The 20,325-nt window shown below is 68.9% G+C and carries 16 protein-coding genes; 9 read left to right on the top strand and 7 right to left on the bottom strand.

The genetic code is table 11. The features are described 5' to 3' along the window. Positions 1 to 599: 599 nt before the first annotated feature. Complete coding sequence (gene panB / locus V9K99_RS39900) at positions 600 to 2,654, bottom strand: 3-methyl-2-oxobutanoate hydroxymethyltransferase (protein WP_337009879.1); 2,055 nt, start codon at positions 2,652 to 2,654, stop codon at positions 600 to 602. A 148-nt stretch (positions 2,655 to 2,802) separates the two neighbouring features. Beyond that, positions 2,803 to 4,665, bottom strand: a complete 1,863-nt coding sequence (locus tag V9K99_RS39895; RefSeq protein WP_337009877.1) for an NAD+ synthase — start codon at positions 4,663 to 4,665, stop codon at positions 2,803 to 2,805. 137 nt (positions 4,666 to 4,802) lie between these two features. On the opposite strand from V9K99_RS39895, the gene V9K99_RS39890 reads away from it, so the two are divergent. Continuing rightward, positions 4,803 to 5,987: a DUF418 domain-containing protein gene (locus tag V9K99_RS39890; RefSeq protein WP_337009874.1), complete on the top strand. Its 1,185-nt coding sequence runs from the start codon at positions 4,803 to 4,805 to the stop codon at positions 5,985 to 5,987. Here the strand turns inward: V9K99_RS39890 and V9K99_RS39885 are convergent. Beyond that, the gene (locus V9K99_RS39885; RefSeq protein ID WP_337009872.1) at positions 5,936 to 6,571 is read right to left on the bottom strand and encodes a peptidoglycan recognition protein family protein; all 636 of its coding nucleotides are present in this window, start codon (positions 6,569 to 6,571) and stop codon (positions 5,936 to 5,938) included. The genes V9K99_RS39890 and V9K99_RS39885 overlap by 52 nt on opposite strands. Positions 6,572 to 6,668: 97 nt before the next feature. Between V9K99_RS39885 and V9K99_RS39880 the strand changes: the two genes are divergently transcribed. Both V9K99_RS39880 and V9K99_RS39875 read left to right on the top strand, forming a co-directional pair. Continuing rightward, positions 6,669 to 7,151: a hypothetical protein gene (locus V9K99_RS39880; protein ID WP_442914764.1), complete on the top strand. Its 483-nt coding sequence runs from the start codon at positions 6,669 to 6,671 to the stop codon at positions 7,149 to 7,151. Beyond that, on the top strand, positions 7,148 to 8,059 hold the full coding sequence (locus V9K99_RS39875; RefSeq protein WP_337009868.1) for an HTTM domain-containing protein: 912 nt from the start codon (positions 7,148 to 7,150) through the stop codon (positions 8,057 to 8,059). The genes V9K99_RS39880 and V9K99_RS39875 overlap by 4 nt, the downstream gene beginning before the upstream one ends. Here the strand turns inward: V9K99_RS39875 and V9K99_RS39870 are convergent. Next, on the bottom strand, positions 7,985 to 8,392 hold the full coding sequence (locus V9K99_RS39870; RefSeq protein WP_337009866.1) for a hypothetical protein: 408 nt from the start codon (positions 8,390 to 8,392) through the stop codon (positions 7,985 to 7,987). The genes V9K99_RS39875 and V9K99_RS39870 overlap by 75 nt on opposite strands. A 124-nt stretch (positions 8,393 to 8,516) precedes the next feature. Here V9K99_RS39870 and glnA point away from each other — a divergent pair, with 124 nt between their 5' ends. After that, a complete protein-coding gene (gene glnA, locus V9K99_RS39865) occupies positions 8,517 to 9,857 on the top strand; it encodes a type I glutamate--ammonia ligase (protein ID WP_337009864.1) in 1,341 nt (446 codons plus the stop codon). Between the two features lie 497 nt (positions 9,858 to 10,354). Here the strand turns inward: glnA and V9K99_RS39860 are convergent, their stop codons facing one another. Both V9K99_RS39860 and V9K99_RS39855 read right to left on the bottom strand, forming a co-directional pair. Continuing rightward, positions 10,355 to 10,975: a peptidylprolyl isomerase gene (locus V9K99_RS39860; protein ID WP_337009862.1), complete on the bottom strand. Its 621-nt coding sequence runs from the start codon at positions 10,973 to 10,975 to the stop codon at positions 10,355 to 10,357. A gap of 45 nt (positions 10,976 to 11,020) precedes the next feature. Continuing rightward, positions 11,021 to 11,431, bottom strand: a complete 411-nt coding sequence (locus V9K99_RS39855; RefSeq protein WP_337009860.1) for a hypothetical protein — start codon at positions 11,429 to 11,431, stop codon at positions 11,021 to 11,023. A 215-nt stretch (positions 11,432 to 11,646) separates the two neighbouring features. On the opposite strand from V9K99_RS39855, the gene V9K99_RS39850 reads away from it, so the two are divergent. Then, positions 11,647 to 14,634, top strand: a complete 2,988-nt coding sequence (locus V9K99_RS39850; protein ID WP_337009858.1) for a bifunctional [glutamine synthetase] adenylyltransferase/[glutamine synthetase]-adenylyl-L-tyrosine phosphorylase — start codon at positions 11,647 to 11,649, stop codon at positions 14,632 to 14,634. A gap of 73 nt (positions 14,635 to 14,707) precedes the next feature. Further along, the gene (gene trmB, locus V9K99_RS39845) at positions 14,708 to 15,355 is read left to right on the top strand and encodes a tRNA (guanosine(46)-N7)-methyltransferase TrmB (RefSeq protein WP_337009856.1); all 648 of its coding nucleotides are present in this window, start codon (positions 14,708 to 14,710) and stop codon (positions 15,353 to 15,355) included. On the opposite strand, the gene V9K99_RS39840 is transcribed toward trmB, so the two are convergent. Continuing rightward, entirely contained in the window at positions 15,336 to 17,954 is a 2,619-nt protein-coding gene (locus V9K99_RS39840) for a family 78 glycoside hydrolase catalytic domain (protein ID WP_337009854.1), read from the bottom strand. The genes trmB and V9K99_RS39840 overlap by 20 nt on opposite strands. A 164-nt stretch (positions 17,955 to 18,118) precedes the next feature. Between V9K99_RS39840 and V9K99_RS42840 the strand changes: the two genes are divergently transcribed. From V9K99_RS42840 to V9K99_RS39830, 3 genes are all read left to right on the top strand, one after another. After that, on the top strand, positions 18,119 to 18,205 hold the full coding sequence (locus V9K99_RS42840; protein ID WP_360521122.1) for a putative leader peptide: 87 nt from the start codon (positions 18,119 to 18,121) through the stop codon (positions 18,203 to 18,205). Positions 18,206 to 18,263: 58 nt separating this feature from the next. Next, positions 18,264 to 19,178, top strand: a complete 915-nt coding sequence (locus V9K99_RS39835; RefSeq protein ID WP_337009852.1) for a sulfite exporter TauE/SafE family protein — start codon at positions 18,264 to 18,266, stop codon at positions 19,176 to 19,178. Between the two features lie 79 nt (positions 19,179 to 19,257). Next, entirely contained in the window at positions 19,258 to 20,310 is a 1,053-nt protein-coding gene (locus V9K99_RS39830) for an ABC transporter substrate-binding protein (RefSeq protein ID WP_337009851.1), read from the top strand. Positions 20,311 to 20,325 lie beyond the last annotated feature (15 nt).

Here is a 20,325-nt window from a genome sequence, read left to right as displayed (position 1 = left end):
ACGAGGAGCCGGGCGTCGGCCCGGTTGGCCTCGGCGCGGTGGTCGGCGGCCGAGGCCAGCAGGTCGGTCGTCGAGAGCGTGGTCAGATCTCCGTCGAACATGTGTTCTAGTTTAGGTCACCTCACGGGATCGGCCAACTCCAAGAGGTGGCAGAATCCCTTATCCACAAGGGGAAACGTCACACAGGATGAGCTGCGGAAAGTGGTAAGCGCGTCGGGCCGCAGTTGGTGCCAGGCCGCCTGGGGCCGCACGCGACGCGGGCGTGCGCAAGTCGCGGGCGAGCAGCCAGCAAGGCGCGGGCGACAGCACACAAGTGGTCTGTGCCAAGGGTTCTGGACAGTTGGGTGGGCCCTGTGGGGATGGCGGCTGTTAGTGCCAGATACGGGCATCCTTCGCCGGTATTCAGGTAGGCGACGTCGCCGGGGGGTCGGCCTGTCGGCTGCGGTGGTTACCCGCGCCTATGCGGACGGTCGCCTGCCCGGCGGTCGCGCGAGGTAGGAGGGGGTAGGTCGTGGGCGCTACGCCCGCGAGGAACTCGGTGGGAGCGCGCGGAGCGGGCGTGACGCAGGAGTGCCCGCATGGCGCGCCTGGGTGATCTCCTAGAAGGTGTGTTCGTCGGTGGGGAAGGTGCCGGTGGCTACTTCGGCGGCGTAGGTGGTGGCTGCTGTGGTGAGGATGCCGCGGAGGTCGGCGTACTGCTTGACGAAGCGGGGCATGGTTCCGGAGCGCATGCCGGCCATGTCTTGCCAGACCAGGACCTGGGCGTCGGTGTCGCGGCCGGCGCCGATGCCGATGGTCGGGATGGTGACGCGCTTGGTGATCTCCGCTGCGACGTCGCCCGGCACCATTTCGAGGACGACGGAGAACGCGCCGGCGTCGGCCAGGGCGATCGCGTCGTCGATCAAGCCGGCCGCTTGGTCGCCGCGACCCTGGACCCGGTATCCGCCGATGCTGTGTTCGCTCTGTGGCGTGAAGCCGATGTGCGCCATCACCGGGATTCCGGACTGGGTCAGTTTCTCCACCATCGGTACGACGGTCCGCCCGCCCTCGAGCTTGACCGCGTGTACGCCGGCTTCCTTCATGAACCGTACGGCGGTGTGGAAGGCCTGCTCTGGTGACGCCTGGTACGAGCCGAACGGCAGATCGGCGACGACCAGTGCGCGGTCGACGGCACCGGCGACCGCGCGGGCCAGCGGGATCAGCTCGTCGACGGTGACCCGCAGGGTCGTCTCGTAGCCGAAGACGTTGTTCGCGGCGGAGTCGCCGACCAGCAGGACCGGGATGCCGGCCTGGTCGAAGATCTCGGCGGTGTACTGGTCGTACGCCGTCAGCATCGCCCACTTCTCGCCACGGTTCTTCATGTCGCGGAGGTGGTGGATGCGGTACCGGCGCGGTCGTTTACTGCCCTCGCTCGGACCTGCCGCCGACGCCCCACTCGAACTCGAAGACCCGGTGGAGGCCTGAGCCTGTGCAGGACCGCTCACCTGTGCCGTTGCCGGCGCGGGAGCATCTGCAGCCGTCGGTTCGGGAGCATCGCCAGCCTCGCCCCCGCCGGCCTGAGCCCGCCGGGCACGGTGTGAACCGGTGTGCTCGTTCGACACCTGGCTCGGTGCGTCCTGCTGGACGCCCGCACGTCGCCGTGCGCCGAGACGCTTGGGCTCCTCGCTCACCGGCGCGTTGCTCTCGTACTCCGCACTCGGGTCGGACGGGTAGCCGTTGTCCGACTGACCGCCGGACTCCTGCCCGTACTTGCCCTCCAGCATCTCCGGCAGGTACGCCGTGATGGTCGGGGTGTCGACCGGGTAGTTGCCCGGAGCCGGAGCCGGAGGCGACACGGGCCGCTGCGGCGGCTGCTGGTTCTGCTGCCGCGGAGGAGCCGGTGGAGGTGCCTGGCTCGGCCCGCTCTGCGGCGGCTGCGGAGTGACGCCGTTGTTGTGTGCAGGCACTCCGTTCTGCGCAGCAGGCGCAGGAGCGGGACCGCTCCAGCTCGCATTGCTGGTCCCGTTGGAGCCGTGCGGTGCGGGCGCGTGCTGAGTCAGACCGTTGTTGCCGGCATGCGGAGGAGCAGGCGGGCGCTGCGGCTGCTGCTGCGCTGCAGGTGCGCTCGGCGGCTGCTGCGGCCGGTTCGGCGGTACGCCGTTACTACCCGGGCCGAACGGGCTCGGCCGACCCTGCTGTGGCCGAGGGCCGATCGGTGTCTGCGGCTGCTGCGGCCGGAACGGGCTCTGCTCCTGGAACTGACCGAACGGCGACTCGTCCCCACGAGCCTGCCCCTGCTCACCGTAGTGCTCGGGCCGCTGGTCGCCGGGCGCGCGTCCCTGCGGTTGGTCGCCGTACGGGCGGGGCGGCTGCTGATCGCCGTACCGCGGCTGCTGTGGTTGCTGCACGGGTGGCGGCGGAGGTGATGCCGGCAGGTACGGAGGCTTCGGGACGTACGGCTGCTGGGGCACCGGGCCGCGTTCGTACGACCTGGGGGCGTTCGGCAGTGACGGCGACGGGTCGAGACCGAGGCCGTTGCCGCGGTCCCGCCAACTGTCTTCGCCGTAGTCCGAGCGGCGATGCTCCTCGGTTGTCCGGTTCTTCGGTCCGGTCCCGTACGGCGAGGGCAGCTCGTCGTCGTCCTGGGTACCGGCCGACGTGAAGTTGTCAACCATGCCTTCATCGTCCCACCGTTGCGGAGGGTGAGCGCTACCGGCTGCGGTTGAGCGATCGCTCACATCGTCCGCGGGCAGGCCGGAGCGGTCCGTGTGCTCCTCGGTGGAGCCCCACGGACTGTCGGAGGTCGGGCGGTACCGCCAGGGATCAGTCAGTGCTCTCCGCCACCTTCCGTGCCTCCTCACCAGTCACCGGGACAGCCTCATCTGTCACCGGTGTCGCCGGACCGTCGTCCGCGGTCACGTGTGCCGCCTTGCGGGCGTCTTCACGCCAGGCGTTCGTGATCGGCAGCCGGCGGTCCCGGCCGAAAGCCTTGTGAGTGATCTTCGGGCCCGGCGGGTACTGCCGCCGTTTGTACTCCGCCCGGTCGACCAGCTGGATCACCTTACTGACCAGCTCGGTCTCGAACCCGGCCGCGACCAGCTCGGCACTGCCCCGGTCCTGCTCGACGTAGTCGTCCAGCATGTCGTCGAGCAGGTCGTACGGCGGCAGCGAGTCGGTGTCCTGCTGACCGGGCCGCAGCTCCGCCGACGGCGGCTTGGCGATCGAGTTCTCCGGGATCGGCGGCTGCTGCCCGCGCGCCTTCGCGTCCGCGTTGCGCCACTTCGCCAGCCGCCACACCAGCGTCTTCGGGACGTCCTTCAGCGGTGCGTACCCGCCGACCGCGTCGCCGTAGATGGTCGAGTAGCCGACGGACAGCTCGGACTTGTTGCCACAGGCAAGCACCAGGTGGCCGTCGGCGTTCGACAGGCCCATCCAGATCACCGCCCGGACCCGCGCCTGCAGGTTCTCCTCGGCCAGACCGGTCAGGCCGAGTGTGTCGATGAACGGCTGCACCATTGGCTGGATCGGCACCACCCGATAGTTCAAGCCGGTCCGTGCGGCGAGCTCGGCGGCGTCGTCGCGGGAGTGTTCGCTGGAGTACACACTCGGGTTGGAGATGCCGAAGACATGCTCGGACCCGACGGCGTCACAAGCGATCGCGGCGACCAGCGACGAGTCGATGCCGCCGGACAGCCCGAGCAGGACCGACTTGAAGCCGTTCTTCTGCACGTAGTCGCGCAGTCCGGTCACGATCGCGCCGTACATCTCGGCCTCGTCGGCGAGCCGGGGCGCGACGGCCGCGGCGATCGGTTCGTACGGCGCCAGCGCGTCCTCGTGGATCACGGTGTGGACGATGTCGATGCCTTCATGCGAACCGGACGGCGTACCGGCCGGGGCGGGCAGGTCGAGGTCGACCACCATGCTGCCCTGCTCGAACTGCGGGGCGCGGGCGAACACCGCGCCCTCGGCATCGGCGATCAGCGAGTCGCCGTCGAAGACCAGCTCGTCCTGTCCGCCCACCAGGTTGACGTAGGCCAGCGGGCAGCCGGCCTCGCGGGCCCGGCGGCTGACCAGCTCGCCGCGGACGTCGTCCTTGTTGGCCTCGTACGGCGAACTGTTCACAACCAGAAGTAGTCCGGCGCCGGCGGCTTTGGTCACCGCGACCGGGCCGCCGTCCTGCCAGAGGTCCTCGCAGATGACCAAGGCGACGTCGACACCGTGGATCCGGATCACCTGGAGGGTGCTGCCGGGGACGAAGTGCCGGAACTCGTCGAAGACGCCGTAGTTCGGCAGGTGGTGCTTGACCGCACTGGTGACGACGCGACCCTGGTGGATCACCGCCGCGCTGTTGGTGGGGGAGCCCTTGGGACGGCCGAGTCGGTCGACGCCCATCGCCGTACCGGTGGCGCGGTCGAGGTAGCCGCAGACGACCACGATGTCGCCGAGACCTTCGTCGGCCAGCCGGGTGGCGAGGTCGTGGATGCGGGCCTGCGAGGCGTCCACGAACGAGGCCCGCAGCGCCAGGTCCTCGACCGGGTAGCCGGTCAGCGCGAGCTCCGGGAAGGCCACCACGTGCGCACCCCGCTCGACGGCGTTGCGGGTCCACGCGACGATCTTCTCAGCGTTCCCGTCGATGTCACCGACGGTCACATTGAGCTGAGCGAGGGCAACCCGAAGCTGAGGCACGGGAGCACATTACTGGTTCCCTGGCTCTAATCCACGCTCGATGTACTCGTTGATCAAATCAGGACACGACCAAGGTTGCCCAGGTTGCTGACTTTCGGTGGATGTGACAGGCCCGAGCGGCCGATTCACTGGGGAACATGACTGATCAGGGTGGGCCGACGGGGTTGACCGAGCGGGCGCTGGGGCCTGACCTGGCGCGGGGGTTCATGCTCCTGTTCATCGCGCTGGCGAATTCGCACTACTTCGTCCAGGGCGCCTCGATCTTCGGTGGATTCCCGATGGACGGTTCGGTGGTCGACCGGGTGGTCGGGTTCCTGATCTCGACATTGGTCGACGGGCGGGCCTTCCCGATGTTCGGGCTGCTGTTCGGGTACGGCGTCGCGCAGATCGTCCGCCGGCAGCGCGAGTCCGGGAAGGAGTGGAAGCCGATCCGGAAGCTGCTCCGGCGACGCAGCCTGGTGCTGGTCGCCCTCGGCTTCCTGCACGCGATGCTGCTGTACGTCGGCGACATCCTCGCGGCGTACGGCGTACTCCTCTTCCTCGGCGTCTGGGCGCTGCGCTGGAAGGACCGCTGGCTGTTCATCGTGGCCGCGTTCGTGCTGGTGGTCTCGTCGCTGCCGAGCGGCGATTCGCTGTCGACGGCGACCGACCCGCCCGATCCCTCGATGCTGCCGCAGAACCTGCTCGACCAGTTCGCCGACCGGATCGTCGTCCATCCGTTCATCGCGCTGCTCGGCCCGATCGGGTTCATCACGCCGTTCCTGATCGGACTGTGGGCCGGCCGCCGGCGCATCCTCGAACGCCCGGCCGAGCACCTCACCCTGCTCCGCTCGACCACGATCATCGGCCTCACCGTCACGGTCGTGGGTGCCCTGCCGGTGTCGCTCGTCGTCGGCGGCTGGATCGACCGGCCGAGCGATCACACGCTCTCCATCGTCGGCCCGTTGCACGACGCGTCCGGCGTCATCGGAGGATTCGGGTACGCCGCTCTGATCGTGCTGATCGCGCACCGCCTCGGCAATCGCCAGGGCCGGATCACCCTGGCGATCGCCGCGGTCGGTCAGCGCTCCTTGACCTGTTATCTGGCCCAGTCAGTGGTCTGGGCCGTCGTCTTCACGCCGTACCTGCTCGATCTGTCCCGGACGCTCAGCACGACCACGACGGCGCTGCTCGCCGTCGCGACCTGGCTGGCGACCGTTCTGCTGGCCGAGCGGATGCGGCGGGCCGCCTATCGGGGACCGTTCGAGATCCTGATCCGGCGGTTCACCTATCAACCCAGGACGGCGGCCACCCGGTCGCGCAGTTCGGGCAGCCGGGCGTAGAAGACGTTGCCGGGGCACTGGGTCGCGTTGTAGTCGCGGTGGCCGACGATCGCCGCATGCGGATCGAGGCCGTACGTCGTACACAGCCAGGCGCACGTGAGGACGGACATGTCGAACAGCGCGGTCGGTACGTCGACGCTGGTGTAGAGGCCCTCGTGCTCGATGCCGATGGTGTGGCTGTTGTGGTTGGCCGTCTGGGCGCCGAGGACGTTTTGGCCGTTGTTGATCGACGACAGCGACTTGCTGCGGCCCTCCATCAGGTAGCCGCCGCGGCTGATGGTGAGTTGCTGGCCGGCATCGATCCAGCCGTTCTTGTCCATGTGCAGGTCCTGGATCCAGTGCGAGACCTTGTACGCCGCCGAGAGCGAGTAGTCGGTGACGTTCGGGCTCGCGGTGTGGTGGATGACGATGTGATCGGGTTTGGCGATCACCTGGGTGGCGGACCGGGGTGGCCGGGCGGACCACTCGGTGCGGGTGTAGCAGCGCGGTGCCGGTGCGGCGTGCGCTGTTGTGGTCGGCAGGGTGATGCCACCGAGCAGTACGCCGCCGGCGGCCGCGCCGCGCAGGAGGGTACGCCGGGACATCCGGGCAGGTTGGAAACTTTCTGGGGCGGTCATGTTGTAGAAAATTCCCTACAACGAGTCCGATGAAACCGCGGTCGGCGGTCGGGAGTGGTGTCTAATGGCGGTCGTGACGAGTGGGCAGGGGGCGGCGGGGGACGTCCGGCTAGGGCGGGTCGGCAAGGGGCTGCGAGTCCTCGTTGCCGTGGTCGGGATCGGACTGCTGATCAACGGGTCGGTGCGAGCCAGTGACGACGCCTGGCCGTTCGGTCCGATGTCGCAGTACGCGATGTCTGTGCCGGACGACGCGTCGATCACCTACACCCGGATCAGCGCCCAGACCGATGCCGGTACGACGGTCGACGTACCGCTGAACATCGAGGGTGCCGGCGTCGCGCGGGCCGAGATCGAGGCGCGGACCGGGGAGATCGTCAAGGACCCGTCGCTGCTGCAACAGGTCGCGGACGGGTGGGCGAGGAAGCACCCGGACAAGCCGAAGTACGTGAAGCTCGAGCTGATCCGTGACACCACCCAGCTCGTGAAGGGCCGGGTCGAAGGCCCGCCGACGCCCGAGGTCCTGGCGACCTGGGAGGTACGGCGGTGAGGGTCGTCAACTGGTTCACGCCGGCGATCGCGCTTGCCCGGGTCGCGTGGTTGCGGACCGTTCTCTATCTGTTCGTCATCCTCGACATGCACGCGTTCGTCCGCGACACCCGGCTCAAGGGCGAGCATCCCGGCCTCTACCAGCCGTTGCTGCTGGCCCGCATCTTCGACCTGCCCAAGCCGTCGGTGGCGAACACGACCACCCTGTACGTCGTCCTGATCGTGGCCTGCCTGATCGGCGCGACGAACTACTTCCCGCGGATCGCCGGCTGGATCGTGGCGCCGGCGTTCACCTGGTGGGTGCTGATCGGGATGAGTGACGGCAAGGTCGACCACGACCACCTCGCCCTGGTGATCGCGCTCTGGGTGCTCCCGACCGTCAAGGCCGGCAAGCGCGGCCTGGCGTCGTACGGAGATCAAACCCGCTCCGAGGCGGCCGGCTGGGCGATCCGGTGCGTGCAGATCTGCGTGATCGCGACGTACTTCCTGTCCGCGGTTGCGAAGCTGCGGAGTGCCGGGTGGGCCCTGACCTGGCCGGGCAGCGCCGTCCTGACCTGGGCGATCGTACGGCGGCCGCACCCGGTCGGAGAGTGGTTGCTGCACCACCCGTGGATGCTGCAGGTGATGCAGTGGGTCGGGATCATCGCGGAGTTCCTGTCACCGGTGATCCTGTGGCTCAAGGGGCGGTGGCAGTTGCTCGGGGCGCTGTTCTTCCTGGGGTTCCACGCGGCGAACACGGCGATCCTGCTGATCCACTTCCTGCCGACGGTCGTCTGCTGGCTGGCATTCGCGCCGCTGGAGCGGGTGGTGCCCTGGTTCAAGCGCCGGCGTGAGTCAGACCGCGACGCCGGAGAGGCCGAAGAAGAGGCCGAAGAAGGCCGGCAGGCCAAGGAGCAGGCCGGCGCGTAGCCGGAACCGGCGGCCGCCCGGGCCTGGTGTCCGGACCACGCGGGACAGCACGGCTCCGGCGTACCCGAAGACCAGGGCGGCGAGCAGGATCTGCTTGGTCGGCAGGTCGTCGGCGTTGTGGTGGGTCAGGCCGAGCGTGACCAGGCCGGTGCAGCTGAAGGCGCACATACCGAACCCGAGCTCCGGGACCGGCAGCCAGCGCCGGCCCAGGACGTCCCGCTCGGCGGGCCGCCTGCCCCGGACCGACTGGACGAACCGGCCAGTGCTGAGCAACAGGTCGGCGACGCAGAGGATCGCGGCCACGAGGAGGGCGGCACGAAAGATCGTCTGCACGCAGCAACGGTAGGCCCTGATAGGTGCGATCTCACCACCAGCACGTAACGTCTGCTTAACAGAGCAGAGGCAGACTGTGTGAGGGCCCTCTGAGGTCGATGCTGAGTGAGAGGTGGACTGGCCGATGGACAAGCAGCAGGAGTTCGTGCTGCGCGCGCTCGAGGAGCGCGACGTACGGTTCGTGCGGCTCTGGTTCACCGACGTACTCGGGTTCTTGAAGTCGGTGGCGGTGGCGCCGGCCGAGCTGGAGGGCGCGTTCGCCGAGGGGATCGGGTTCGACGGTTCCGCGATCGAGGGGTTCGCCCGGGTGACCGAGGCGGACATGCTGGCCAAGCCGGACCCGTCGACGTTCCAGATCCTGCCCTGGCGGGGCGAGACGATGGGCACCGCGCGGATGTTCTGCGACATCAACATGCCGGACGGGGCCGCTTCGTTCGCCGACCCGCGGTACGTGCTGAAGCGGACGCTGTCGAAGGCGGCCGACCTCGGGTTCACCTTCTACACCCACCCCGAGATCGAGTTCTACCTGTTCAAGTCGCTGACAGGCGATCCCGGGACGAAGCTCGAGCCGGTCGACTCCTCCGGGTACTTCGACCACACCCCGCAGGGCATCGGCAACGACTTCCGCCGCGAGGCGATCACGATGCTGGAGTCGATGGGCATCTCGGTCGAGTTCAGCCACCACGAGGGCGGGCCGGGCCAGCAGGAGATCGACCTGCGGTACGCCGACGCGCTCACCACCGCGGACAACATCATGACGTTCCGGGTGGTGGTGAAGGAGGTGGCGCTGAGCCAGGGCATCTACGCCTCGTTCATGCCCAAGCCGCTGAGCGACCAGCCCGGGTCCGGGATGCACACTCACATGTCGCTGTTCGAGGGTGACCGGAACGCGTTCTTCGAGGGCGGCGCGCAGTACCAGCTGTCCAAGACCGGCCGCGCCTTCATCGCCGGCCTGCTGCACCACGCGGCCGAGATCACCGCGGTGACGAACCAGTGGGTGAACTCCTACAAGCGGCTCGCCGTCGGCGACGAGGCACCGTCGTTCATCTCCTGGGGTCACAACAACCGGTCCGCGCTGGTCCGGGTGCCGATGTACAAGCCGCACAAGGGGCAGTCCTCGCGGGTCGAGTTCCGGTCGCTGGACTCGGCGGCGAACCCGTACCTCGCTTTCGCGCTGATGCTGGCCGCCGGCCTGAAGGGCATCGAGGAGGGGTACGAGCTGCCCCGGGAGGTCGAGGACGACGTCTGGTCGCTGACGTCCCGCGAACGCAAGGCCCTCGGCATCAAGCCGCTGCCGAGCAGCCTGGCCGAAGCCATCAGCGCAATGGAGGACAGCGAACTGGTCGCCGAAACCCTCGGCGAGCACGTCTTCGACTTCTTCCTCCGCAACAAACGCGCCGAATGGCAGGACTACCGCCGCCAGGTAACCCCCTTCGAACTGAACAAACTCCTACCGGTCCTGTAGTCGCTCCCACTGTCCGAGTGCGTATCGCGGGCCGTCCGAGGGACTGTGGTTCCGAGGGTTGCCAGAGCGACTGTGGTTCCGCGGGCTCCGCTGCGTGATGGTGCTAGTCGGTGCGGCATGCGTCCGCGCTGATCACGGCTGCCTCGAAGGACGACGTACAAGGGGCCTCCTTCGTCGGCGTCCCTACGGGAGCTTCGCCCCTTGACACTCACCGCCCCGACCAGGGAAGGACGCAGCTACACGGATCCCGCGGAGAGGTGTAGCCAGGGTCGGGGTGGATGCCTTTGGTGATGGCAGTCGCAGGGGTGTGACGTCGCCGGATCCGGATCCGGGTCCGGGTGGCCGGGACCGGGGAGGGTTGTCCCCCCTTATCGGTGGGAAACCCTCCCCAGATCACGACGACAGCCCCATCCGGGCACACCACCGCGACGCCGCCACCGGCCTTCAGTTGAGGCGGCCAGTTGAGGGGTTGACCCCTGAACTGGCGGGTTGCCCCCTCAAAATCTGAGGGGGCAACCCACAACCTGAGGGGTCAACCCCCGAACCGACCGGCACGCTGAGGATGCGGATCGGTGCTGCGGAGTGGCGGTGATGCCGTCCAGGACCGGGAGGCCGTTGCTGATGGCACCGATGATGGTGGAGGTCTTCGGGAGGTCCGTTGTCGTGTGTACGAAGAAGAAATCGCTGCTGTTTGTGCCGTTGTTGCTTAGGGCAATTACGCTGCGGTGGTAGGTCTCCTTGCCGGTCAGTTCCGGGGTGAATCGGTAGCCAGGCCGGCCCGCGCCGCACTCGAGGATCGCCCGGGTGAGGCGCGGGCACGGGGTCTCGTTGTAGAACCGGGCCAGAGCCAGGTGTGTGAAGCTGTGTACGGCGCAGGGGGCGTTACGCCGGTCGAGTCGCAGGACGAGCGTGCCGTGGTTGGTCTCGACCGTCACCTTCACGACGCCGACCAGCGGAGCCAGCGAGTACGGCGGTCTGATCGGGCCGTCCGCCGTACGCGTGTAGGTGCATTTCTTGAACAACGCCGGTGCGGCCTGAGCGCTGGCGGCCCAGCCCTCCAGGATCAGGGCGACAGCGGCTACCAGCAGGACTGCGACAATCCGTTTCCAGCGACGCATGTCTCTGAAGGTAACACTGAGTAGGCGTAATGCAACAGAGTGTGTTCAGAGGTTGGCGAGTTGGTCGTCGGAGGCGTGCTTCGAGGTCCAGCGCGCGGCCGCGGTCGAGTGCCGGTACGGCGGATCGTCCGGCGGCGGGGACGTGGGCGCGGTGAAGTCGGCGGGCGCCGGCGGCAGGATCGGTGATCCGTCGGGCGCGAGGGCGTGCACCTCTTCGACCGTGAGCACGCCGACCGGGCGGGTCCCTTCGGTGATCACCACGAGGCAGCCGGGGATCACCTGCTGGGCGCGATTCCCCTTCGCCGGCACGAGAATCCCCTCGGCCTGGGTGCGCCAGGCACCTGGCGCGAAGCGGCGTAATGCGATCCCCGCCTGACCGTCCTCCGCCGTGCGCGGTGGGAGGTAAGCGGTGGCTGTGTAGTCGTAGTCGTAGTCCGGCTCAGGCGGACCCGACACTCGCCCACCCTGCTGGGGCGTCAACCAGACCACCGACCCCCGAACAGCGAGCGACCCCGTCATCATGACCATGAGAAGCCATCATGCCGACTACTGAGCGAATCCGCTACACGACACCGTGTATTCACCGCAATCTCCCTGCGATGCGTCCGAGATCTTGAGTGTGGCACCGGGGCGGCATGCCTGGAAGTGGCAGCCTTGGGTAGCCTGCAGGCGTGGCCGAGGTGCGTAGGGGATCCTGGGAAGGGCGGCTGGCTCGGCTGGGCTTCGCGGATCCGCAGCGGGCCGGCGTGACCCTGGAACATGTGGACCGGCTGGATTCGCGCAGTCCGATGGTCACCGAGGCGTTGATCACCACGCTGTCGGAGTCAGCTGATCCGGATCTCGCCCTGCACGGGCTCTGCGGGTTGGCAGAGGCGCTGCACCGCAACCAGTACGACCTTCCCGCGTTCGCGCGCACGCTCGAGGTGGACGACGACTTCCGTCGCCGGCTCGTGTTCGTGCTCGGCGCGAGTGAGGCGCTCGGCCGGCATCTCGGCGTCCACCCGAGGCACTGGTACGACCTGGCCGATCCGGCGTTGGCCGGCGTACGTCCGTCAGCCGAGGATGTCGCGGCCAAACTCGCTACCGCTGTTGACGCTCCCAACCCGGTCGATGCGCTGCGGGTCGAGTACCGGCGGCTGCTGGTCAGGCTTGCGGCGCGGGATCTCGCCGAAGGACTCCTGGTCGACGAGGTGGCCGCCGTACTGGCTGATCTCGCCGGGGGAGCGCTCGAGACCGCGCTGCACATCGCGCGCAACGAGTACTTCGCCGCGCACCCGGGTGCCGCCGACTGCCGGCTCGCGATCATTGCCATGGGCAAATGCGGCGGTCGCGAACTGAACTACGTCAGTGACGTCGACGTCCTGTTCGTCGCCGAACCGCTCGACGGCGAGCCCGAAGCACCCGCGCTCAAGACCGCGACCCAGCTCGCCGCCGCCGCGATGCGGATCTGCTCGGCCCACACCGCCGAAGGCACGCTCTGGCCGGTCGACGCCGCGCTGCGTCCCGAGGGCAAGTCGGGTCCGCTCGTCCGCAGCCTCGAGAGCCACTTCGCCTACTACCAGCGCTGGGCCAAGACGTGGGAGTTCCAGGCGCTCCTCAAGGCGCGCCCGGTCGCGGGTGACGCGAAGCTCGGTCAGCGGTACGCCGAGAAGATGGGCGAGCTGGTGTGGTCGGCGGCGGACCGGCCCGGGTTCGTCGACGACGTGCAGGCGATGCGGCGTCGCGTGATCGACCACATCCCGGCGGCCGACGTCGATCGCCAGCTCAAACTCGGTCCCGGCGGGCTGCGGGACGTGGAGTTCGCCGTACAGCTCCTGCAACTCGTCCACGGCCGCAGCGACGACGCGGTCCACAGCGGTACGACGCTCGTCGCGCTGGAGTCGCTCACCGCCAACGGGTACGTCGGTCGCCGCGATGGCGCTGTCCTGGCCGACGCGTACCGATTCCTTCGGTTGATGGAACACCGCATCCAGCTGTACCGGTTGCGTCGTACCCATCAGGTCCCGGACGACGAAGCCGATCTGCGCCGGCTCGGCCGGTCGCTCGGGTTCACGAAGAACCCGGTCGCCGACCTGACCACGGCCTGGAAGAAGCACGCTCTCGAGGTACGACGCCTGCACGAGAAGCTCTTCTACCGGCCACTGCTCGCAGCCGTCGCGCGGATCCCCGGCGTCGAGGTGCGGCTGACTCCGGAGGCCGCCAAACAGCGACTGACCGCCCTCGGGTACGCCGATCCGTCGTCGGCGCTGCGGCACATCGAGGCGCTGTCCGAAGGGGTGTCGCGTCGATCGGCGATCCAGAAGGCGCTGCTCCCGGCGATGCTCGGCTGGTTCGCGGAATCGCCGGATGCCGATGCCGGGCTGCTCGCGTTCCGGACCATCTCGGACACACTCGGCTCGACGCCGTGGTACCTGCGCCAGCTGCGCGACGAGGGGGCGTCGGCCGAGCGGCTCGCCCACCTGCTCGCGAGCGGCCGGTACGCCGTCGACCTGCTGCAGCGAGCACCCGAGGCGACCGCGATGCTGGCCGACGAACGCGAGCTCGTCCCACGGACGCAGGACGGCCTGCTCTCCGAGATGTCCGCGGCGGCGAGCCGGCAGGAGCAGCCGGAGGCGGCGGTGGCCGCGATCCGGGCGGTCCGGCGGCGCGAGCTGTTCCGGGTGGCCGCGGCGGACCTGTCCGGCCTGCTCGATGTCGAGGCGGTCGGGGACGCACTGACGACAATCTCGGTCGGGACGTTGACCACCGCGCTCGAGGTGGCCCGGCGGGCGATCGCCAAGGGGCAGTCCGAGCCGACCCGGATGTCGATCGTCGCGATGGGCCGGTTCGGTGGGCACGAGCTCGGGTACGGCAGCGACGCGGACGTGATGTTCGTCCACGATCCGGTGCCGGGTGCCGACGAGAAGGCCGCGACCGATTTCGCCACCCAGACCGCGACCGAGTTCCGGCGGCTGCTCGCCCTGCCCGGCGCGGATCCGGCCGTTCAGGTCGACGCGGATCTGCGTCCGGAGGGTCGGCAGGGCCCGTTGGTCCGGACGCTGGCGTCGTACGCCTCCTACTACGCGCGCTGGTCGGCGGTGTGGGAAGCGCAGGCGTTGCTGCGGGCCGATCCGTTGTGCGGGGACGCCGACCTGTGTGAGGCGTTCCGTGGGTTGATCGACCCGCTGCGTTACCCGGCGAACGGCGTCAGCGACCGGGACGTGATGGAGATCCGCCGGATCAAGGCGCGGGTGGACGCCGAACGCCTGCCGCGTGGCGCCGATCGGAGCACCCACACCAAGCTCGGCCGGGGCGGTCTGGCCGATATCGAGTGGACCGTCCAACTGCTGCAGTTGCGCGAGGCCCACCGGGTCCCTGCGCTGCGTACGACGCGCACCCTCGGGGCACTGCACGCCGCCGTCGAGGCCGGGCTGGTCGAAGCCGCGGACGCCGACACCTTGCGGGTCGCGTGGGAGATGGCGACCCGGATCCGCAACGCGATCATGTTGGTCCGCGCCCGCCCCGGCGACTCGCTGCCGAGGGATCCCCGCGACCTGGCCGCCGTCGCCCACATCTGCGGCTACCCGGCGGGCGAATCGAGCCGCTTCTCCGACGATTACCTCCGCATCACCCGCCGGGCCCACAACACCGTCGCTCACCTCTTCTGGGACGACGAATAAACTCGTGCTGGTGGAAACGGTGGATCAGGTCAGGCAGGCGGGCGTTTTCAGCCACGTTCGGCGGAGTGTCCGGATGACGGTTGGGCAGAAGCGCGTCTGGGAGACGGACTGGGCGTCCCTCGGGCGGAAGCTGGAGGAGCTGCCGCCGGGTCCGGTGGATCTGGCCGAGTGGTTCGGGCGGGACGCGCCGACCGTGCTGGAGATCGGATCCGGGATGGGTGACGCGACCGCTCAGCTCGCGGTGGCGGCGCCGGAGGTGAACCACCTCGCGGCCGAGGTGTATCCGGCCGGTCTGGGCCAGCTGATGTTGTGGGTGGAGAAGTACGACCTCGACAACGTCCGGCTGCTGCAGGGCGACGCGCTCGACTTCCTCCGCGACCACGTCGCGCCCGGCGCGCTGGCCGGCGTACGGATCTACTTCCCGGACCCGTGGCCGAAGAAGCGGCACCACAAACGGCGCCTCGTCACGCCGCCGTTCGTCGCGCTGGTCGCGTCCCGGCTGCAGCCCGGCGGAACGTTGCACCTGGCAACCGACTGGGCGGACTACGCGGAGCGGATGCTCGAGATCTGCGAGGCCGAGCCGCTGCTGCGCAACCAGTACGACAGCTGGGCTCCGCGACCCGAGTGGCGTCCGGTCACCAAGTTCGAGTCGCGGGCGCAGGCCGAGGGCCGCGTGTGCCGCGACCTCCTCTACACCAGGGTCACGCCGTCCGACTCGTGAAGTTCCACAGCCCGGCCGGCACCGTGTAGATGGTGTAACCGTCCTCGTACGACGCCTCACCCGCGAACGGAGCCGGTACGGCGGTGACGTCCGAGGCGGCCGCGGACGGTACGTGCACTTCGGCCGTCGCACCTACGGGAACCTGGACGTCCAGCGACAGCACGCGGCTCACCTGCTTCCAGGCCACACTCACCCGGCCGCGGATCGTGTCGGTGCGGATCGAGGCCGACTTCACTTCGGCCCGCGCGTCCGGCCGGACCAGGATCCGCTGCCAACCGGCGTCGAGGTTCCGCAGACCTGCGACGTTCTCGAACACCCACTGCACGACGGTGCCCTGGAAGTAGTGGTTGCGTGACCGCGAGTCCTCCTCCCACTTCTCCCACATCGTGTCGGCGCCGAGGTCGAACCAGTAGCCCCAGCTCGGGTACGTCCGCTGCAACGCGATCTTCGTCGCCGCTTCGGCGTACCCGTGCGCGGTCAGCACCGGCAGCAGGACCCCGACGCCGAGGCAGCCGGTGTTGAGGTGGAACCCGCGCGCCTCGACGTCCGCGGCCAGGTTGGCGGCCACCTTCTGGACGAGCTCCTCCGGAACCATGCCGAAGGCCAGCGGGACCGCGTTCGACGTCTGCCGGTAGTCCGGGTCGTCGCCCGACTTGTAGACCGCGGCCTCCCGATCGAGGAAGGCGCGGTTGAGACCGTCTTTGAGCTCGGCCGCGGCCTTCCGGTAGTCGCTTGCCTGACCGATGAGGTCGCCGATCTCGGCTGCGGCGATCAGCGCTCGACAGAGGTACGCCGTACCGGTGAGCCGGCGGTCCTCCGGGGCCGGGCCGCTGCCGAAGCCGGGTGGGAGCCAGTCGCCGAGCACGCTGACGGACAGGCCGTCCTCGACCCGGTCCAGCTCCCAGGCCAGGTAGCGGGTCAGTGAGTCCCAATGGTCGCGGAGCAGCCGCTCATCGCCGTACCAGCGATACATCTCCCGGAGCAGGAACGGGTACACCGTCGGCCACTCGGTCGCGGGGGACAGGTCGGTGAAACCCCATCCGCTGGTCGGGACGATCACCGGCAGTTGCCCGGACTCGGCCTGGCTGTCGCGGATGTCGCCCAGCCACTTGGTGAAGAACCGGGCCAGATCGAGCGTCGCCAGCATCGTCGGTCCGCCCACCTGCGCATCACCGGTCCACCCGTTCTTCTCCATGAACGGTGTGTCGGTCGGGATGCCATGCAGATTGTTCAGGACAGTACGACGCATCGCCTGGTCGAACTGTCCATACGACGGCTGCGTCGAGGAGAACCGGGTCACGTCCCGAACGTCGGAATGCGCGACCCGCATCAGCACGTCAGGCCGGCTGGTCATCCCTTCGACCTGCACGTAACGGAAGCCCTTGTAGGAGAAGCGCGGTTCCCACTCCTCGACACCGTTGCCAGCGGCAATGTATTCGTCGCACTGGATCCGATCGCTCTCGACGTGCACGTTGACCGCGACCACGTTGCCGTCAGCAACCGTCTCGCCATGGGTCAGGCTGATCACGGTGCCGGCCTCGGCGGTCACGGTGAGCTTGGTCCAGCCGGCCGTCGTTCGACCGAAGTCGACGATCCAGACGCCGGGCCGGACCTCGGTGAGATCTGTGGGCTCGATCGTCTCGACGACGCGGATCGGCTCGTGGGCCTGGGCCTGAAGCGCACCCTTCGGCGGGTCCACGACGGTGGCCGTCGACCAAGGAGCGTCGTCGTAGCCGGCTGTGTCCCAACCGGGGAGGGCGCGACGGGCGTCGTACGTCTCGCCGGTGTAGAGGTCGTTCGAGATGGTCGGGCCGTCGGTGATGCGCCAGGACTCGTCCGTCACCACCTCGGCCGTGCGGTCGTCGTCGTACTCGATCACCAGGCGGGCGAGCAGCCGGGGCTCGGCGGTCCAGGGCGCCTGGTGCCAGCGCCAGGCGTTGGGGGTCGTCAGTCCGAAGAACCCGCGACCGAGCTCGGCGCCGACCACATTGTCGCCCGACCGCAGCAGGTCGGTGACGTCGTGTGTGACATAGAGCACGGTGTGGTCGTAGTCGGTGAAGCCGGGATCGAGTACGGCGTCGCTCACCCGCTGACCGTTCAGCCGGAGGTCGGCGTACCCGAGACCGCTGGCGTACAGCCGGGCCCGCTTGACCGTGCCGTCGACGGCGAAGGCTCGGCGGAGGAGGGGAGCGCTGTCGGTCGCGCCGCCGATCCAGCGCGCCGCGGCGAACCCTTCCTCGAGGAGTGCCGTCTCGAACCACTCGGGGTCGGACAAGGGTCCTTCGCGGTCCAGGCCGTCCCAGAGTCGGACGGTCCAGTAGTACCGGGTGCGGGGCGCCAACGACGGGCCGTCGTACTCGATGCCGAAGGTCCGCGACGACAGCACTTTCCCGGAGTCCCACACGTCGCTCGTTGCCGGCGCGGACCCGAGCAGGATTTGGTACGCCGTCTGGGTCGCGTCGTACCCGGGAGCGGTGGCGACCCAGCTGAACCGTGGTCGCCGGACATCGGTGCCCAAGAGGCGGACGGCGTACTCGGTCTTCAGTGCCTCGGCGTTCAGTGGACCACCAGGCGTCCACCCGTCCGGCAGTGCGTGCATCAGGCGGCTCCTCAGGCTCGTCGGCACCGTGAGGACCGTAGGCAGGCCTGAGCCGCCCTTTCAACATCGTGACCAGATGTGGTCGCCTGTCTCACATAGAGATTTGTTGTCCCACATCGTGAAACCTGAGCATCTTGCTCGACTTTGTCCGCTTTCATGGAGGCATGCAGGTCACCACGAACGCACCCGGCGACGCCCTCACGCGTCGTCGGCATGTCGACCTGCTGCGGGTAAATTCCGCCTGCTGTTGACCTTCGGCGCACCACATCGGTCCCGTCCAGCCCATTCCTCGCCCGAAGGAACAGCTCCGTGCGTCGTCTCATCCTGATCGCCTTGCTGGGTTCCGTCGCCCAGCTCGTCGACGGCACCCTCGGCATGGCCTACGGCGTCACCGCCAGTACGGCCCTGCTGATCACCGGCATCACGCCCGCCGTCGCCTCGGCCTCCGTCCACCTCGCCGAGGTGGGCACCACGCTCGCCTCTGGCGTGGCGCACTGGCGGTTCGGCAACGTCGACTGGCGCGTGGTCGCGCTGATCGGCATCCCGGGCGGTATCGGTGCCTTCGCCGGGGCGACCTTCCTGTCCAGCCTGTCGACCGAGTCGGCCGGGGTCTGGGTCGCTGCTCTCCTGCTGCTGCTCGGTGTCTACATCGTGGCCCGGTTCGCCACCGGGAAGGTGCGGGCCGTGATGGAGGGCCGGCCGGCCGGCAAGTTCCTCGGCCCGCTCGGCCTGGCGGCCGGGTTCATCGACGCCACCGGCGGTGGCGGCTGGGGTCCGGTCGCGACCTCGTCACTGCTCAGCAGCGGCAAGCTGGAGCCGCGCCGGACAGTCGGTTCGGTGAGTGCGGCCGAGTTCATCGTCTCGATCGCCGCCAGCATCGGCTTCCTGTTCGGGCTCGGCAAGGAGAACCTGCCGCTCGGCATCGTCGGCGCGCTGCTCGTCGGCGGCGTCCTCGCGGCGCCGGTGGCCGCCTGGCTGGTGTCGCGGCTGGCGACCCGCTGGCTCGGCGTCGGTGTCGGCCTGGTGCTGATCCTGACCAACGCCCGCACGCTGCTGAAGGGCATCGGCGTCGCCGAAGGCCCGCGCTACCTCGTGTACGGCGCCTTGGTCCTCGGCTGGGCCGCGGTCGTCGCCCACAGCGTCCGCACCACCGGCCGCCGGGCCGACGCCCGAGTCGAGCGTGAGCGTGAGCATGAGCATGAACGCGAGCTCGAGACCGTCTGACCGCGGTCACCACTTTCCTGCTGTTCCGTCCGCCTGCGGCCGCTCGCGGCCCGCCCGCACCACAAAGGTTTCTTCAAGCATGCCCAGAATTCGTCTCCTCGCCGCTGCCCTTTCCCTGGTCGTCGCAGCCGCCGGCTGCTCCCGCGCGGAGGGCAATGACACCCCGGCCGCCTCGACCGGCAAGGGTCCGGCGACCGAGCTACGGCTCGGCTACTTCCCGAACGTCACCCACGCCGCCGCGCTGGTCGGCCTGGACAAAGGCTTGTTCACCAAGGAGCTCGGCAGCACCAAGCTGGTGCCGACCAAGTTCAACGCAGGCCCGGAAGCCGTCGGCGCATTGCTCGGCGGCTCATTGGACGCCTCCTTCATCGGCTCCGGCCCCGCGATCAACGCCTACGCCAAGTCCAACGGCGAGGCCGTCCGCCTGATCGCTGGTGCGACGTCCGGCGGCGCGCAGCTCGTGGTGAAGCCGACGATCACCAAGCCCGAGGACTTGGTCGGCAAGACCGTCGTCACCCCGCAGCTCGGCAACACCCAGGACGTCTCGCTGAAGAAGTGGCTGGCCGAGAAGAACCTGACCGGCAAGGTCAAGGTCACCAACCTGGAGAACGCGCAGACGCTCGACGCGTTCAAGAAGGGTGATGTGGACGCGGCCTGGCTGCCGGAGCCCTGGTCGTCGCGGCTCGTCCTCGACGCCGGCGCCAAGGTGCTGCTGGATGAGAAGACCCTGTGGCCGGACGGCAAGTTCCCGACCACCGTGCTGATCGTCCGGACCCAGTTCCTGCAGGAACACCCGGAGACGGTGAAGGCGCTGCTCACCGGTCTGGTCGCGTCGATCGACTTCGCCAACACCGACAAGGCCGCCGCGAAGACCGAGGTCAACGCGCAGCTCAAGGAGCTGACCGGCAAGGCGCTGAAGCCGGCCGTCATCGACCGCGCGTTCGCGAACATCCAGATCACCGCGGATCCGATCGCCTCGACGTTCCCGCAGCTGGCCAAGGACCAGGTCACCGCCGGGATCGCCAAGGAAGCACCGGCGGTTGCCGGGTTCGCCGACCTCGGGCCGCTGAACGACGTACTCACCAAGGCAGGAAAGCCGACCGTCGACGCGGCCGGTCTGGACACGAAGTAACTCAGGAGGCAGACC

This window comes from Kribbella sp. CCNWLW201, assembly GCF_037203805.1.
Lineage (GTDB): Bacteria > Actinomycetota > Actinomycetes > Propionibacteriales > Kribbellaceae > Kribbella.
Note: the sequence above shows the minus strand (reverse complement) of the source record. Positions and strands in the feature narration are given on the sequence as shown.

Coding starts and splice junctions, on each gene's coding strand:
- glnA (WP_337009864.1), top strand. CDS start 8,517: ATGGACAAGCAGCAGGAGTTCGTGCTGCGCGCGCTCGAGGAGCGCGAC.
- panB (WP_337009879.1), bottom strand. CDS start 2,654: ATGGTTGACAACTTCACGTCGGCCGGTACCCAGGACGACGACGAGCTG.
- V9K99_RS39885 (WP_337009872.1), bottom strand. CDS start 6,571: ATGTCCCGGCGTACCCTCCTGCGCGGCGCGGCCGCCGGCGGCGTACTG.
- V9K99_RS42840 (WP_360521122.1), top strand. CDS start 18,119: ATGCAGGTCACCACGAACGCACCCGGCGACGCCCTCACGCGTCGTCGG.
- V9K99_RS39840 (WP_337009854.1), bottom strand. CDS start 17,954: ATGCACGCACTGCCGGACGGGTGGACGCCTGGTGGTCCACTGAACGCC.
- V9K99_RS39860 (WP_337009862.1), bottom strand. CDS start 10,975: ATGCGTCGCTGGAAACGGATTGTCGCAGTCCTGCTGGTAGCCGCTGTC.
- trmB (WP_337009856.1), top strand. CDS start 14,708: ATGACGGTTGGGCAGAAGCGCGTCTGGGAGACGGACTGGGCGTCCCTC.
- V9K99_RS39890 (WP_337009874.1), top strand. CDS start 4,803: ATGACTGATCAGGGTGGGCCGACGGGGTTGACCGAGCGGGCGCTGGGG.
- V9K99_RS39880 (WP_442914764.1), top strand. CDS start 6,669: ATGGCGGTCGTGACGAGTGGGCAGGGGGCGGCGGGGGACGTCCGGCTA.
- V9K99_RS39830 (WP_337009851.1), top strand. CDS start 19,258: ATGCCCAGAATTCGTCTCCTCGCCGCTGCCCTTTCCCTGGTCGTCGCA.